This is a genomic window from Streptomyces carpinensis (assembly GCF_002154505.1).
Taxonomy (GTDB): Bacteria; Actinomycetota; Actinomycetes; order Streptomycetales; family Streptomycetaceae; genus Streptomyces; species Streptomyces carpinensis.
Map to the genome: position 1 here is coordinate 1 of NZ_MUBM01000340.1, position 14,588 is coordinate 14,588.

Consider the following 14,588-nt stretch of genomic DNA (forward strand, 5'->3'; position numbering starts at 1 on the left):
CGCCGCGCTCGCCGCGGCCGCGGGCCGGACCCGGAACAGACAGATCGGCGGCGGCACCGCGCTCCTGGACGCGGCCGGCGGCTACTGGCGGCGGCGCGGCCTGGCCACCCGGCCCGACCGCGTGGCGGCCGCACCCGGCGCGCCCGCCCTGCTGCTGGCGCTCACCGCGGCGCTCGACGGCGACGTCCTCGTCCCCCGGCCCTGCGCCGCCTGGTGGGCCCCGTACGCGCGGCTGCTCGGCAGACCCGCCTTCCCCGTCGCCACCCCGGCCGAGTGCGGTGGCGTACCAGACCCGTACGCCCTGCTGGAGACCGTTCGCAGGGTCCGTGCGGAGGGCGGCGACCCCCGGCTGCTGGTGCTGTCCGTCGCCGACGATCCCACCGCGACCGTCGCGCCGCCCGAGGTGCTGCACGAGACCCTCGAGGCCGCCGCGGGCGAGGGCCTGCACCTGGTCAGCGACGAGACCTGGCGCGACACCGAGCACGCACCGCGCGAGACGATGCTGCTCAGCCCGGCCGAGATGCTGCCCGAACGGGTCACCGTGGTCACCGACCTGGCCGGCGCGTTCCTGCCCACCGGCTGGCCGGCCGCGATCGCCCGCTTCCCCGCCGGAGCCACCGGTCAGGCGCTGCACGCGCGCGTGCTCGACGTGCTCACGGCGCTGGACGCCCGGATCGCCGAGCCCGTGGCCGCCGCGGCGGCCTACGCGCTCGACGAACCCGACCCCGTCACCGCGCGCCTGACCGCCACGGTGCGGCTGCACGCGCACGTGGCCCGCGCCCTGCACGCCGCCGTCGTCGCGGCGGGCGCGCTGGCCCGGCCGCCGCAGGCCGGCCGTCACCTCTACGCCGACCTCGGCCCGCTGCGTCCCGCCCTCGCCGCCCACGGGGTCGGCGACGCTCAGGAATTGGAGGACTTCCTCGGCACCCGCCTGGGTATGCCCACGCCCGGCGGCCACCGCTTCGGCGACGACCTCGGCGCGCTGCGCGTGCGGCTGTCCACCGCGGAACTGCTCGGCGACACCGAAGAGGAGCGTACGGAATGCCTCTTGTCGCCCGCGCCGTTGGAACTGCCGCAACTGCAACGCGCGTTGATCTCCTTGGGGTCCGTCTTCGACGATCTCCGCGACGACGCTCAGCGATGGGAGCCTCCTCGATGACGCAGCAGTCCGAGCCGACCACGTCCCCGAACGCCACCGCGACCACGTCCACGACCACGCACCGGGAGGCCGGCGCGGCCATGGCCCAAGCCGCCCTCGCCTCCCCGAGGGCCGTCCCGTTCCCGCCGCAGGCGGAGCCCCGCCCACTGGGGGAGCGCAGGCTGTGGCCGCGCACCTTCCACGACCGGCTCACCGCCCCGCTGCCCGGCCTGAAGGCCATCGCCCGGTTCGCCCGCGAGGGCGCCGTGCGCCCCGGCAAGGAGGGCCTCGCCGACATCCCCCTGCTGCCCTTCGAGCCCGGCCCGCTGCCCCGGGTGGACGCCCGCACCGTCGCCGTCACCTGGGCGGGGCACGCCAGTTGGGTCCTGCGGATCGGCGGGCTGACCGTGCTGACCGACCCGGTCTGGTCCCGCCGCATCATCGGCACCCCGGCCCGCATCACCCCCGTCGGCGTCGCCTGGGACGCGCTGCCGCCCGTCGACGCCGTCGTCATCAGCCACAACCACTACGACCACCTGGACGCGCCCACCCTGCGCCGGCTCCCGCCCGACACACCGGTGTTCGTGCCCGCCGGGCTCGGCAACTGGTTCCGGCGCCGCCGGTTCACCCGTGTCACCGAGCTGGACTGGTGGGAGGGGGCCGAACTGCATCCGAGGGGCGGCGCCGAAGGCGCATCGGTCCAGGGCGGTGGCCGGCGACGTGGGGGTGTCCGCTTCGACTTCGTGCCCGCCCACCACTGGTCCAAGCGCACCCTCACCGACACCTGCCGCAGCCTGTGGGGCGGCTGGGTGCTCACCGACCCCGACGGACAGCGCGTCTACTTCGCCGGCGACACGGGCTACGGCCACTGGTTCTCCCGCATCGGCCGCCGCTACCCCGGCATCGACCTCGCCCTGCTCCCCATCGGCGCCTACGACCCCCGCTGGTGGCTCAGCGACGTCCACTGCGACCCGGAGGAGGCCGTCCAGGCCGCCCAGGACCTCGGTGCGCGCCGCATGGCACCCATGCACTGGGGCACGTTCGTGCTGTCGGCCGAGCCGGTCCTGGAGCCCCTCATCCGCGTCCGCGCCGCCTGGGACAAGGCGGGCCTGCCCCGGGAGGACCTGTGGGACCTCCCGGTGGGCGCCTCCCGGATTCTGGAGTGACCTCCCAACGGCCGCTCTCAGCCGGAGCGGTGCACCGCGGCCGAGCGCCGGACGCGGCGCCAGACGCTCGGGGCCGCGCCGATCAGCACGGTCAGGGCGACGGCGGCCACCACACCCTCCCAGGGCTCGCTGAACAGAGAGCCGCCGAGGATGCCGATCACCTGGTACGTCACCGCCCAGGCCAGACAGGCCGGCAGGTTGCCCCGGGCGAAGCGGCGCAGCGGCCACTTCGCCAGCAGGCAGGCCAGCATCACCGGAATGCGCCCGGCCGGGACGAGCCGGGACAGCACCAGCACGGCGACGCCATGTTCGGCCAGCTTCTCCTGGGCCTGCTCCAGCCGGTCCTGAGGTGCGCGCGAGCGGATGGCCTCCAGCCAGCGCGACCCGTTCCTCGACCCGAGCCCGCGCCGTCCCAGCCAGTACAGGGCCGCGTCCCCGAGGAACGCGGCCAGCGACGCCGTCACGAACACCAGCGCCAGGGAGAACGGTGCCGTCTGGTGCACGGCGACCACCGCCGCCGAACTGACCAGCGCACCCGTCGGCACCACCGGCACCAGCGCCCCGATCAGCACCAGCAGGAACAGGGACGGATATCCGATCGCCTGCTGGGTGGACTCCGTCGGCACCACCGTCGCTGCGGCGGCGGCCAGTCGTATCACCGGGCGACCTCCAGGCGCACACTCTCCCCGTGCCCCAGCCGGTGCACGGCCACGCCGGGCGCGCGCAGCGCGGCATGGCGCACGAACTCGTCGCCCGGCGCATGGAACTCGTGGGGGCGCACGGCGTCCATCCCGATCGGCCAGTACGTGCCGTAGTGCACCGGCACCGCGCTGCGGGGCGCGAGCCGGGCCAGCGCCTGCGCCGCCCGCGCCGCGTCCAGGTGCCCCTCGCCGAGGTACGGGCCCCAGCCGCCCACCGGAAGCAGCGCCGTGTCGACCGGTCCGACCTCCTCGGCCATCGTCTCGAACAGGCCGGTGTCGCCGGCGAAGTACGTCCGCGCCTCGCCCTCGACGACGTACCCGAGCGCGGGCGAGCGACGGGGGCCCACCGGCAGCCGCCGCCCGTCGTGCCGTGCGGACACCACCCGCACCACGACCTCGCCGACCTCGACCCGGTCCCCGGGCGTCACCTCGGTGATCCGCAGCCGCCCGGGTCGCCCGAGCCGGCGCAGCCCCGGCACCGCCCGGAGTGCGCCCCGGGGCACCAGCAGGCGCGTGCCCGGGGTGAGGCGGGCGAGCGAGGGCACGTGCAGATGGTCGGCGTGCAGATGGGAGACGAGCGCCAGGTCCGTGCGCCAGGCGCCCGGCGGCGGCAGCGCGCCACGGCGGCGCCGCAGATGCGCGAGGCGGCGGGCGAACAACGGGTCGGTCAGCACACGGACGCCCGAATCCTCGACCGTGCACGTCGCATGACCCCACCAGGTGATCTCCACCGGCACTCCTTTGCCTCCTTCGCGCGACTCCCCCCGAGCCTACGTGCGGCGGTAGGGTCGGCGGGGCAACCCGGAGGTGAGGGGGACCCCATGGGAGAAGTGCGGGATGCCCGCGGCGGGGCCGCCACGACGCCGGTCCGCGTCACCGCGATCGCCAGCCTGACGCCCCTGGAGGAGCTGAACGACGAGCCCTTCCTGGTGGACTCCCGCAGCCAGCACGCGATGTGCGCCCGCTGGGCGGCCGAGCACGGCTACGTGATCGCCCGCGAGCTCCTGGTCCGCGGCCTGCGCCCGGACCACTGCGCCCTGTGGGACGGTGTCCGCCCCGGCGTCGACGTCTTCGTCGCACCCAGCCGCCGGGTGCTGGAACAGGCGCTGTCCTCGGTGGAGGAGTTCACCGCCGAGTGCGCGCGCCGCGGGGTGCGCGTGGAGATGGTGGGCCAGGCCGAGCCGTCCTACGACGCCCAGATGAAGGCCCGGGTGCACCGCCGCCTCTCGATGCCGACGGCCGGCTACGACGGCCGATAGCGCCGCGGTACGGGCCGGCCACCCCGGGCGCGCACGGAGCGCACCGGCGCGGGGGCTCCGCCGGGCGTGTGACAAGCTGGGGCAGGTTCGTGCAAAAGTTCGGGTCGGAACGTGAGGAGCGTCGGCGTGCGGGGCGGGTGGTGGCGGCGGGCCGCCAGTCAGGTCGGGCGGAGCGTCGCCGTGTGGGGCGTCTCCACGGTCACCATGCTGGTGCTCGCCGGGATCCTGCCGGACTTCCAGTTGCAGTCGGCCGACGGTGACAGCGCCACCACCATCGCCGTCACCGCGGCGCTCGGCGCCGGCGCCTTCGGCCTCCTCTCGGCCGTCGTCTGGCCGCTGCTGGTGCGGTTGCTGCTGCTCGTGCCCGCGCTGGTCCTCGGGCTGCTGGTGTTCTTCCTCAACGGCTCGCTGCTCCTGCTCGCCCTGCGCATCAACCCCTCCGGCCAGCCCGAGGCGGCCCCCGAGACCGCCGTCATCGTGGCGGCAGTGATGTCCGCGGTCGCCTCCGCCACCGGCGCCGCCCTCGCCGTCCGCGACGACGAGGCCTACCGGCGCCGCCTCCACCGGCTCGCCGACCGCCGCCGCGGGCGCCGGCCGCCCTGCGACTCGACGCCCGGCACCCTCGTCATACAGCTCGACGGCGTCGGCCACGACGTGCTGTGCGACGCCGTCGACGAGCAACTGATGCCGACCGTGGCGCGCTGGCTCGGCGCCGGGCCCGGTCAGGAGCCCAGCCACCGGCTCGTGCCCTGGCGCACCGACTGGTCCAGCCAGACCGGCGCCAGCCAGCTGGGCATCCTGCACGGCACCAACCACGACGTCCCCGCCTTCCGCTGGTACGAGAAGGACACCGGCGAGGTGATGGTCTGCAACCGCCCCACCAGCGCCGTCGAACTCCAGCGCCGTGCCGTCGCCCGCACCCGCGACGGCGGTCTGCTCACCGCCGACGGCGCCAGCCGCGGCAACCTGTTCAGCGGCGGCGCCGGCGAACTCGCCCTCGTGCTGTCGGTGTCCGCCCGGCGCGGCCCCGGCAACCGCTCGCGCGCCGGCTACTTCGCCTACTTCTCCGACCCCGCCAACGCCGTCCGCACCGCGCTGTCCTTCGTCGCGGAGGTCGGCCGCGAGATCGGCCAGTCGCTGCGTGCCCGGATGCGGCGGCAGCGTCCGCGCGTCTCCCGGGGCGGCCTCTACCCGCTCGTCCGCGCCTTCGCCACCGTCGTCGAACGGGACGTCGTCGTGGCCGCTGTGGTGGGCGACCTGCTCGCCGGGCGCACCGCCGTCTACGCCGACCTGGTCGCGTACGACGAGGTGGCCCACCACTCCGGACCGCGCAGCCGGGACGCGGCGAAGGTGCTGCAGCGCCTGGACCGCTCGCTCGCGCTGATCGAGAAGGTCGCCGAGCACGCCCCGCGCCCGTACCGGATCGTCGTCCTGTCCGACCACGGCCAGAGCCCCGGCGAGACCTTCCGCGCCCGCTACGGGCTGACCCTCGGCGACCTGGTGCGGGCGGGCTGCGGACTGCACGTCCCACGCCGGGCGCAAGGGACCCGCAGCGGCGCCGAGGCGCGGGCCGCGGTGCGCGCCGCCCTGCGCCGCCCGGAGGGCGGCGAGCACCACCGCCCCGCCCGCCACTCCGAGCCGATCGTGCTGGCCTCCGGCAACCTCGGCCTGGTCTCCTTCCCGGACGTGCCGCACCGCATGAGCCGGGAGGAGCTGGACGCCCGCCACCCCGGGCTGCTGCCCACCCTCGCCAACCACCCCGGCATCGGCTTCCTGCTGGTGCGCAGCGAGGAGCACGGCGGCCTGGTGCTCGGCGCGCGCGGCGCACAGATACCTCTGGACCAGCTCGACGCCGACCCCGGCCCGCTCGCCGCCTTCGGCCCCGGTGCCGCCGACGCCGTCCGCCGCACCCACTCCTTCCCGCACGCCCCCGACATCATGGTCAACTCCTTCCACGACCCGGCCGACGGCGAGGTCCTCGCCTTCGAGGAGCAGATCGGCTCCCACGGCGGCCTCGGCGGCGCGCAGACCCGCCCGTTCCTGCTGTCGCCGCTCGTCTGCTCCCCGCCCGTCGAGGAGGGCGGGGAACTCGTCGGCGCAGAACAGGTCCACCGCGTCCTGCGCCGCTGGCTGAGCGAGGCCGCCGGCCCCCAGGTGCCGCTCGCTGCGGAGGCGGAGCCGGAGGAACGGGCCGCCTGACGCGCGGGTCCCTGAACACTGCGGGCGGTTGCGCCCGGGGAGCAGGACCGGCGGTCAGTGCCGCGGCCGGGGCGTCGGCACCGCGGCCGAAAGCCCGACCGGACCCTGCCGAAGCCGGTCATGGCGACGACCGCGCAAGCCATGCGCGAGCCGGGGGAGGCGTCGGGGAACGACACCACCGTGTCCGGGGAGTCCGCGAGCGTCATCAGCTTCTTCAGGGTGCCGTTGGAGCAGGTACGGGAGGCCGAGAGCGACCCCGCCAAATCCCGCGACTCACCTGAGGACTTGGAAGAGTTCGGCCATGGAACGGGCCGTAGGGCCCCGCCGCGCCGTCCCGCAGGGGATTCGCCGACCTTCTCCGGCAGGTCGCGGCCCGTTCGATGGATGTGGGCGGCGCGGATGTGATCGGATGGTGGCTACGCAAACCCCGGAAACGGGCACCTAGGCGAAAGGTATGGAACACACCGTGGCAACCACGCGCACCGCTCACACCGTCTGGGAAGGCAACCTGCTCGAGGGCAAGGGCATCGTCACCTTCGACTCCTCCGGCATCGGCCAGCAGCCGGTGTCGTGGCCGTCGCGCGCCGAGCAGGCGAACGGGAAGACCAGCCCCGAGGAACTGATCGCCGCCGCCCACTCCAGCTGCTTCTCCATGGCGCTGTCGCACGGCCTGGCCGGCGCCGGCACCCCGCCCACCAAGCTCCAGACCAAGGCCGACGTCACCTTCCAGCCGGGTGAGGGCATCACCGGCATCCACCTCACCGTCGAGGGCACGGTCCCCGGCATCGACAACGACGCGTTCGTCGCCGCCGCCGAGGACGCCAAGAAGAACTGCCCGGTCAGCCAGGCCCTGACCGGCACGACGATCACCCTGGAGGCGAAGCTCGCCTGACCCGCCGTGGACGGCTCGACCGTTCTCGCGCGCCGCGCCGCGCCCCGATCCGGGGCGCGGCGTCGTCGTTTCCGGCCGCCGGGGTACCCGGTCAGCCGTGGGGGCGGCGTCGGGGACGGACGACGACCCGCCATTGACAACGACCCACTCAGGTTTTGTGCTGGTGTACGGGACGGTGCCCCGCTGGAACCGGTGGAAAGGGGACGGAGATGGCACGCGCGGTCGGGATCGATCTCGGAACGACGAACTCGGTGGTGGCCGTCCTGGAGGGCGGCGAGCCCACGGTCGTCGCCAACGCCGAGGGGGCGCGGACCACGCCGTCGGTCGTGGCGTTCGCCAAGAGCGGGGAGGTGCTCGTCGGCGAGGTCGCCAAGCGCCAGGCGGTGACGAACGTGGAGCGCACCGCCCGCTCCGTCAAACGCCACATGGGCGACGCTCACTGGCGGTTCCCCGAGCAGGGCTCCGTCGACGGCACCCGCTACCGGGCGCAGGAGCTGTCCGCGCGGGTGCTGCAGAAGCTGAAGCGGGACGCGGAGGCCTACCTCGGCGAGGACGTCACCGACGCCGTGATCACCGTACCGGCGTACTTCGACGACGCGCAGCGGCAGGCGACCAAGGAGGCCGGGGAGATCGCCGGCCTGAAGGTACTCCGGATCATCAACGAGCCCACGGCCGCCGCGCTCGCCTACGGCCTCGACCGGGGCGAGGAGCAGACCGTCCTCGTCTTCGATCTCGGCGGCGGCACCTTCGACGTGTCCCTCCTGGAGATCGGCGAGGGGGTCATCGAGGTCAAGGCCACCAACGGCGACACCCACCTCGGCGGCGACGACTGGGACCAGCGGATCGTCGAGCACCTCGTCAAGCGCTTCAAGGGGCAGTACGGCGTCGATCTCTCGGCCGACAAGATGGCCGTGCAGCGGCTGCGCGAGGGCGCCGAGAAGGCCAAGATCGAACTGTCCTCGTCCTCCGAGACGACCATCAACCTGCCGTACATCACCGCCTCCGCCGAGGGTCCGCTGCACCTGGAGGAGAAGCTCACCCGCGCCCAGTTCCAGGAGCTCACCGCCGACCTGCTCGACCGCTGCCGGCAGCCCTTCCACCAGGCGGTCAAGGACGCGGGCATCAAGCTCTCCGCCGTCGACCACGTGATCCTCGTCGGCGGCTCCACGCGCATGCCCGCCGTCACCGACCTGGTGCGCGAGCTCACCGGCAAGGACCCGCACAAGGGCGTCAACCCCGACGAGGTCGTCGCCGTGGGCGCCGCCCTCCAGGCGGGCGTGCTCCGCGGCGACGTCAAGGACGTCCTGCTCCTCGACGTCACCCCGCTGTCCCTGGGCATCGAGACCAAGGGCGGCATCATGACCAAGCTGATCGAGCGCAACACCACGATCCCGACCCGGCGTTCGGAGATCTTCACCACCGCGACCGACAACCAGCCGTCCGTCGGCATCCAGGTCTACCAGGGCGAACGCGAGATCGCCGCCTACAACAAGAAGCTCGGCGTCTTCGACCTCACCGGCCTGCCGCCCGCCCCGCGCGGGGTGCCGCAGATCGAGGTCGCCTTCGACATCGACGCCAACGGCATCATGCACGTCTCCGCCAAGGACCTGGCGACCGGCCGCGAGCAGAAGATGACCGTGACCGGCGGCTCGGCGCTGCCCAAGGACGACATCGACCGGATGATGCGGGAGGCCGAACAGTACGCCGAGGAGGACCGCAAGCGCCGGGAGGCCGCCGAGACCCGCAACCAGGCCGAACAACTCGTCTACCAGACCGAGAAGTTCCTCCGTGACAACGGCGACCGCGTCCCCGCGGACACCAAGGCCGAGGTCGAGGCGGCCGCCGCCGAGGTGAAGACCCTCCTGGAGCAGAACGCCGACACCGCCCCGTTGCGCACCGGTGTCGACAAACTCGCCACCGTCAGCCAGAAGATGGGGCAGGCGATGTACGCCCAGGCCCAGCCCGGCCCGTCGGAGGGCGCCGAACAGCAGCAGCACACCGCGCGGCCGGAACAGGAGGACGAGGGCGTGGTGGACGCGGAGATCGTCGACGACGAACGGGACACCAAGGGCGGAGCCGCCTGACCGCCCGGGCGGCCCCGGACCGCGCGGGCCCGCACCGCACAGGGCACGGGTCCGCACCGCGCGGCCCCGGCGCCCGGGTCAGGGCTTGACGGCCACCCCCGCGTACACGGGCACGATGCCCTCCGCCTGGGCCGCGACGTCCTCCGCCTCCGGCCGCCACCCGGTGACCGGGATGATCCCCGGCCCCAGCAGCCGCAGCCCGTCGAAGAAACGGGAGAACTCGGCGAGCGGGCGGGGGAAGAACGGCGTGCCGCCCCGGCGGAACAGACCGGCTGCCTTCTCCACGGCCTCCGGGTTCAGATCCGGCGTCACCTGGGACAGGATCAGATGGCTGCTCGGCGCGAGGGCTTCGACGTACCGCTTCAGCAGACCGTGCACGTCGTCGCCGTCGGTCGCGTCACCCAGATAGTGCGTCAGCGCGACCAGCGACAGGGCGACGGGCCGGGAGAAGTCCAGCGTCTCGGCGGCCGCCCGCAGGATCGTGTCGGGATCGCGGACGTCGGCGTGCACGTACTCGGTGCTGCCCTCGGCGGTGCCGCGCAGCAGCGCCTGCGCGTGCCGCAGCACGATCGGGTCGTTGTCGGCGTACACGACCCTCGACTCCGGCGCGACCCGCTGGGCGACCTGGTGCAGATTGGGCTCGGTGGGGATGCCGGTGCCGATGTCGAGGAACTGCCGCGTCCCGGACTCGGCGGCCAGCCGGACCGCCCGGTGCATGAACCGGCGGTTGGCGCGCGCCCCGCGCACGGCGGTCTCGTCGACGGCGAGGATCCGGCGGGCCAGTTCCTCGTCCACCGGGTAGTTGTCCTTGCCGCCCAGCCACCAGTCGTACACCCGCGCCGGGTGCGGACGGCTGGTGTCCATACGGACGGGCGCGGCGTCGGATCCGGTCATACGGCTGTGACTCCTCGGCGTGGTCGGGGCGTTGGAAGAGGGCGGTGAACAGCGGGTCTCAGAAGTTCTCGCGGCACTCCCGCAGCAGCTTGCGGCTGCGCTCCGCCGACGCGGCGCGCGCCGTCATGTGGTCGAGCACCTCCAGGTGCGCGGCGACCTCCTTGCGGGAGTCCAGGTACAGCGCGCCGGTCAGGTACTCGGTGTAGACCATGTCCGGCAGCTCCGGCTCGGCGAAGCGGAACAGCGAGAACGGCGCGTACGTCCCCGGATGCGGGCCGTCCGCGAACTCGGCGATCTGCACCGTCACCCGGTCCCGCTCGGTGTACTCCAGCAGCTTGTCCAACTGCTCGCGCATCACCTCGCCGCGGATGCTCACCGGCCGGCGCAGCACCGTCTCCTCGACGATCATCCACAGGTGCGGCGCCTCCGGCCGCTCCAGCAGTTCCTGCCGCGCCATGCGCAGCGACACGTGCCGCTCGATCGCCTCCGGGTCGGTCTGCCCGACCGTCCCGGCCTCCAGCACGGCCCGCGCGTAGTCCTCGGTCTGCAGCAGTCCGGGCACGAAGTGCGGCTCGTAGGAGCGGATCAGCCGGGCGGCGCCCTCCAGGCTCACGTACATGCTGAACCACTCCGGCAGCACGTCGTGGAACCGCTGCCACCAGCCGGGCTGGTTGGCCTCCTCGGCGAGCCGCACGAACGCGGCGGCCTCCTCCTCGCCCACCCCGTAGGTCGTCAGCAGCACCTGGACGTACGGGATCTTCAGCGCGACCTCGGCCAGCTCCATGCGCCGCACGGTCGCCGCGGCCACCCGCAGCACGCGCGCGGCCTCCTCGCGGGACAGGCCCGCCCCCTCCCGCAGCTCCTGCAGTCTCCTGCCGAGCACCACCTGACCCACGGTGGGCGCCGGCCGCCGCTCACTCACGCCACGCCTCCCCGAACGCGCCGAAGTCCGCCCAGCAGTCTGTCATGGCGTCAGAACATCATGGAATGGAGGTACTTCACAGTCGCCGGGTCGGCCGGAAGGAACGTTTCGATCGCCAGCTCGGCCACCGTCACGTCCATGGGCGTGTTGAAGGTGGAGATCGAGGAGACGAACGACAGCACCCGCCCCTCGTGCTCGACCCGCATCGGCAGCGCGAAGTAGGGCACGTCGCCGTCCGGCTCCTCCTCGACGCCGGTGTCCGGCGCCGGCACCGGGTAGGCCGCCACCTCCTCGTACAGCGCCCGCAGCGCGCCCGAGCGGTGCAGCGCGATCTGCCGCTCCATCTGTGCCAGCAGATGCCCGCGCCACTCGCGCAGGTTGCGGATGCGCGGTGCCAGACCCTCCGGGTGCAGGGTCAGCCGCATCGCGTTCAGCGGCGGGGTCAGCAGCGACTCCGGGACACCCTCCAGCAGCATCGTGATGCCCCGGTTGGCCGCCACGACGTCGTACATGGCGTCGACCACCAGCGCGGGATACGGCTCGTAGCCCCGGATCAGCCGCTCCAGGCCCTCCCGCAGCGCGCCCAGCGCCGGGTCGTCCAGCGAGGTCTCCGGGTAGTGCGGGGCGTAACCGGCGGCCAGCAGCAGCGCGTTGCGCTCCCGCACCGGCACGTCCAGGTGCTCGGCCAGCCGGAGCACCATCTCCTCGCTGGGCCGGGACCGGCCGGTCTCGATGAAGCTGATGTGCCGGGCCGAGGAGTCGGCGCGCAGGGCCAGTTCCAGCTGACTGACCCGCCGACGCTCCCGCCAGGCCCGCAGCAGCGGGCCCACGCCCTGACCGGCGGGGGCGGTGGGAGAGGCGGCGTCAGCGGTCGCGACAATGGTCATGACTACGACCGTAGTCCAACCGCTGTCGGGGAGGGGGCGCATGACGAGCCGTGGAGGCCGTCCTGCGAGGCGACGGCGGTGTACCGCGCCGGAGTGCGCGGCTGCCTGCTCGGCGGTGCCGTCGGGACGCCCTCGGCTATCCGGTCGAGTTCGCTTCGCTGGACCGCATCCGGCCTCGCACGGCCCGCACGGTGTCACCGGCCTGGTGCCCGTCCCCGCCGGCGCCGGGCGGCCGGACTGATCAGCGACGACACCCAGAGGACCCTGTTCGCCGTGGAGGGCGTCCGGCAGTCCCACGAGCGGGAGCGGCACAAGGGCATCGGCGGCGGCTGGCCCCGTCTGGTGCGCTGGGCCTACGAGTGCTGGCTGGAGACACAGCGCCGCCCGGGCCCGGAGGCCAGTGAGCGCGCCCAGCCCTCCGGCGGCACCTAGTCCTAGGGCCTCTCGTTTGGATCAGGCCGGGCTCGCGGGGCCTGGCACGCGCTCCCCCACTGCCTCAAGGGTGTGGGCGGTGCCCCCAGCGGCGTTGTGGTCGGTTGTCGACGCTCCGCGTCGACACCCTCCTCCGCCTTGCAGCTGCACGCACCGGACCCCGCTTCCTGATCCGGCCTGATCCGAACGAAAGACCCTACGCCGGTCCACGCGGCGGACTGGTCACCGAGCGGTGGCTGTACTCCCGCCGCGCCCCCGGGAACGCCTGCCTGTCCGGGCTCGGGCAGGACTTCGTGCCCGATCCGCAGCCCGAACTCGGGCGGCCCGGACCCGTCAACCCCGACTCCAAGGGCTTCGGCGCCGTGATGCGCTCGGCGCCCTTCGGACTGACCCGCACCGGCGCCGAGACCGCCTTCGGCATGGCCGCCCGCTGCGCCCAGATGACCCACGGCCACCCCACCGGCTACTACGCGGCCGGCGCCCTCGCCGCTGTCGTCGCCCACATCATCGCCCGGGACTCGGTCGAGGGCGCGGTCCTGCGCACCCTGCGCCTGCTGGACCGTCACCCCGGCCACGAGGAGACCACCGCCGCCCTGGAGCAGGCCCTGGACCTGGCCGCGCAGGGCAGCCCGGCCCCCGAGAAGCTGGAGCGGCTCGGCGGCGGCTGGATCGCCGAGGAGGCCCTGGCCATCGGCGTCTACAGCGCGCTGGCCGTGCCCCGCGTGGCGGACGCGCTGCTGCTGTCCGTCAACCACTCGGGCGACAGCGACTCCACCGGCTCCATCTGCGGCAACATCCCCGGCGCCCGGCACGGCGACCACGGCCTGCCCCACGCCTGGGTGCGGCAGGTCGAGGGTCGGGTCCGGATCGCCGCGCTGGCGGACGACCTGGCCGCCGAATGCGTGCCCGACTGAGCCGCCGAGGCCCCGGCGGCCTCTTCGGCCAGGGACGCGCCGCCGGTCCTGTGGCAGTCTGAACGGGACCTCGCCAGTGCTCTGATGTCCAGGAAGGGAACGAGCCCATGCCCGTCGAACCGCTGTCCCAGAAGGAGATCGAGGACCGGCTGGCCGAACTGCCCGGCTGGTCCGTCGAAGGGGACCGCCTCACCCGTTCCTTCCGGCTCGGCTCGCACTTCGCGGCGACGGCGATGGTGGTGCACATCGCCCAGGTGCAGGAGGAGCTGAACCACCACTCCGACCTCAGCCTCGGCTACAACACGGTGGCCCTCAGCGTGAACACGCACAGCGCGGGCGGCGCCGTCACGGAGAAGGACTTCGAGCTCGCCCGCCGGGTCCAGGACCTGGCGGGCGTCCACGGGGCGAGCTGAGCCGCGCCGGGAGGGGGAGCCGAGTGCTGGACTACGACAAGGAAGCGGAACGCTACGACGCCTCCCGCGGCGGCGAGCCCCGCGCCGCCGCCGCGGCCGAGGCGGTCTTCGAGCTGCTGCCCGAGGGCGCGTGCGAGCTGCTGGACGTCGGCTGCGGCACCGGCATCGTGACCCGCCGCCTCGCCGCCGCCCGTGACGGAGTGCGGGTGACCGGCGTGGACCGGGCGTCCGCGATGGCACGGCAGGCCGCGACACGCCTGCCAGGCGCGGTCGTCCTCGCCGACAGCCGCCGCCTGCCCTTCCCGGACGGCCGCTTCGACGCGGTCACCGGCATCTGGCTGCTGCACCTCGCGCCGAGCCCCGAGGACGTCCGGGCCGTCGTCGCCGAGTGCTCCCGCGTGCTGAAGCCCGGCGGGGTGTTCGTCACCACGGTCGACAAGGCCGCCTCCCACAACGTGGGCAGTGACATCGACGCCGTACTCGCCGACCGGCCCGGCAGCCCGGCCCGGGACGCCGCCGATCTCGTGGCCGCGTACGCGACCGCGCACGGACTGGTGCCGGCCGGGCAGGCCCGGTTCCCCGGCCGAGGCCAGGGCCGCAGCCCCCGCCGCACCATCGCCGACCTGCGGCGCGGCTGGTTCGTCACCCTGCCCCCCGGCGACCCCCTCGCCGAGACCTACGCCGCCC

14 protein-coding genes and 1 pseudogene are annotated in these 14,588 nt (G+C 74.0%); 10 read left to right on the top strand and 5 right to left on the bottom strand.

Going from position 1 to position 14,588, the window contains the following annotated elements:
- On the top strand, positions 1–1,159 hold a 1,159-nt coding region (locus BZY54_RS37125; protein WP_086729711.1), incomplete at its 5' end, for an aminotransferase class I/II-fold pyridoxal phosphate-dependent enzyme.
- Positions 1,156–2,304: an MBL fold metallo-hydrolase gene (locus BZY54_RS37130; protein ID WP_107419928.1), complete on the top strand. Its 1,149-nt coding sequence runs from the start codon at positions 1,156–1,158 to the stop codon at positions 2,302–2,304. The genes BZY54_RS37125 and BZY54_RS37130, both read left to right, overlap by 4 nt.
- A 17-nt stretch (positions 2,305–2,321) precedes the next feature.
- On the opposite strand, the gene BZY54_RS37135 is transcribed toward BZY54_RS37130, so the two are convergent.
- Positions 2,322–2,963: a DedA family protein gene (locus BZY54_RS37135; protein WP_086729712.1), complete on the bottom strand. Its 642-nt coding sequence runs from the start codon at positions 2,961–2,963 to the stop codon at positions 2,322–2,324.
- Entirely contained in the window at positions 2,960–3,742 is a 783-nt protein-coding gene (locus tag BZY54_RS37140; protein WP_086729713.1) for an MBL fold metallo-hydrolase, read from the bottom strand. Before BZY54_RS37140 ends, BZY54_RS37135 begins: the two co-directional genes overlap by 4 nt.
- A gap of 84 nt (positions 3,743–3,826) precedes the next feature.
- On the opposite strand from BZY54_RS37140, the gene BZY54_RS37145 reads away from it, so the two are divergent.
- The 4 genes from BZY54_RS37145 (at position 3,827) to dnaK (ending at position 9,439) form a co-directional block, all read left to right on the top strand.
- Positions 3,827–4,264, top strand: coding sequence for a hypothetical protein (locus tag BZY54_RS37145; protein WP_086729714.1), 438 nt, complete (start codon positions 3,827–3,829; stop codon positions 4,262–4,264).
- Between the two features lie 111 nt (positions 4,265–4,375).
- Positions 4,376–6,463 carry a phage holin family protein gene (locus BZY54_RS37150; RefSeq protein ID WP_086729715.1) on the top strand — a complete coding sequence of 696 codons (2,088 nt, stop codon included), beginning with the start codon at positions 4,376–4,378 and terminating at the stop codon, positions 6,461–6,463.
- A gap of 466 nt (positions 6,464–6,929) precedes the next feature.
- A complete protein-coding gene (locus BZY54_RS37160) occupies positions 6,930–7,355 on the top strand; it encodes an OsmC family protein (protein ID WP_086729725.1) in 426 nt (141 codons plus the stop codon).
- A gap of 209 nt (positions 7,356–7,564) precedes the next feature.
- Complete coding sequence (gene dnaK / locus BZY54_RS37165) at positions 7,565–9,439, top strand: molecular chaperone DnaK (protein WP_086729717.1); 1,875 nt, start codon at positions 7,565–7,567, stop codon at positions 9,437–9,439.
- A 78-nt stretch (positions 9,440–9,517) separates the two neighbouring features.
- On the opposite strand, the gene BZY54_RS37170 is transcribed toward dnaK, so the two are convergent.
- The 3 genes from BZY54_RS37170 to BZY54_RS37180 are packed head-to-tail and all read right to left on the bottom strand — an operon-like array spanning position 9,518 to position 12,142.
- Positions 9,518–10,333, bottom strand: a complete 816-nt coding sequence (locus BZY54_RS37170) for an SAM-dependent methyltransferase (protein WP_086729718.1) — start codon at positions 10,331–10,333, stop codon at positions 9,518–9,520.
- 58 nt (positions 10,334–10,391) lie between these two features.
- Positions 10,392–11,255: a DUF5753 domain-containing protein gene (locus BZY54_RS37175; protein WP_086729719.1), complete on the bottom strand. Its 864-nt coding sequence runs from the start codon at positions 11,253–11,255 to the stop codon at positions 10,392–10,394.
- 50 nt (positions 11,256–11,305) lie between these two features.
- On the bottom strand, positions 11,306–12,142 hold the full coding sequence (locus BZY54_RS37180) for a helix-turn-helix domain-containing protein (RefSeq protein WP_086729720.1): 837 nt from the start codon (positions 12,140–12,142) through the stop codon (positions 11,306–11,308).
- Positions 12,143–12,415: 273 nt separating this feature from the next.
- On the opposite strand from BZY54_RS37180, the gene BZY54_RS51215 reads away from it, so the two are divergent.
- From BZY54_RS51215 to BZY54_RS37195, 4 genes and pseudogenes are all read left to right on the top strand, one after another.
- A complete protein-coding gene (locus tag BZY54_RS51215) occupies positions 12,416–12,574 on the top strand; it encodes a hypothetical protein (RefSeq protein ID WP_158103974.1) in 159 nt (52 codons plus the stop codon).
- A 203-nt stretch (positions 12,575–12,777) separates the two neighbouring features.
- Positions 12,778–13,488, top strand: a pseudogene (locus BZY54_RS37185) (ADP-ribosylglycohydrolase family protein); the annotation flags it as partial.
- A 107-nt stretch (positions 13,489–13,595) separates the two neighbouring features.
- Positions 13,596–13,901 carry a 4a-hydroxytetrahydrobiopterin dehydratase gene (locus BZY54_RS37190; RefSeq protein WP_086729722.1) on the top strand — a complete coding sequence of 102 codons (306 nt, stop codon included), beginning with the start codon at positions 13,596–13,598 and terminating at the stop codon, positions 13,899–13,901.
- 23 nt (positions 13,902–13,924) lie between these two features.
- On the top strand, positions 13,925–14,588 hold a 664-nt coding region (locus BZY54_RS37195; RefSeq protein ID WP_086729723.1), incomplete at its 3' end, for a class I SAM-dependent methyltransferase.

Coding starts and splice junctions, on each gene's coding strand:
- BZY54_RS37190 (WP_086729722.1), top strand. CDS start 13,596: ATGCCCGTCGAACCGCTGTCCCAGAAGGAGATCGAGGACCGGCTGGCC.
- BZY54_RS37145 (WP_086729714.1), top strand. CDS start 3,827: ATGGGAGAAGTGCGGGATGCCCGCGGCGGGGCCGCCACGACGCCGGTC.
- BZY54_RS37170 (WP_086729718.1), bottom strand. CDS start 10,333: ATGACCGGATCCGACGCCGCGCCCGTCCGTATGGACACCAGCCGTCCG.
- BZY54_RS37130 (WP_107419928.1), top strand. CDS start 1,156: ATGACGCAGCAGTCCGAGCCGACCACGTCCCCGAACGCCACCGCGACC.
- dnaK (WP_086729717.1), top strand. CDS start 7,565: ATGGCACGCGCGGTCGGGATCGATCTCGGAACGACGAACTCGGTGGTG.
- BZY54_RS37180 (WP_086729720.1), bottom strand. CDS start 12,142: ATGACCATTGTCGCGACCGCTGACGCCGCCTCTCCCACCGCCCCCGCC.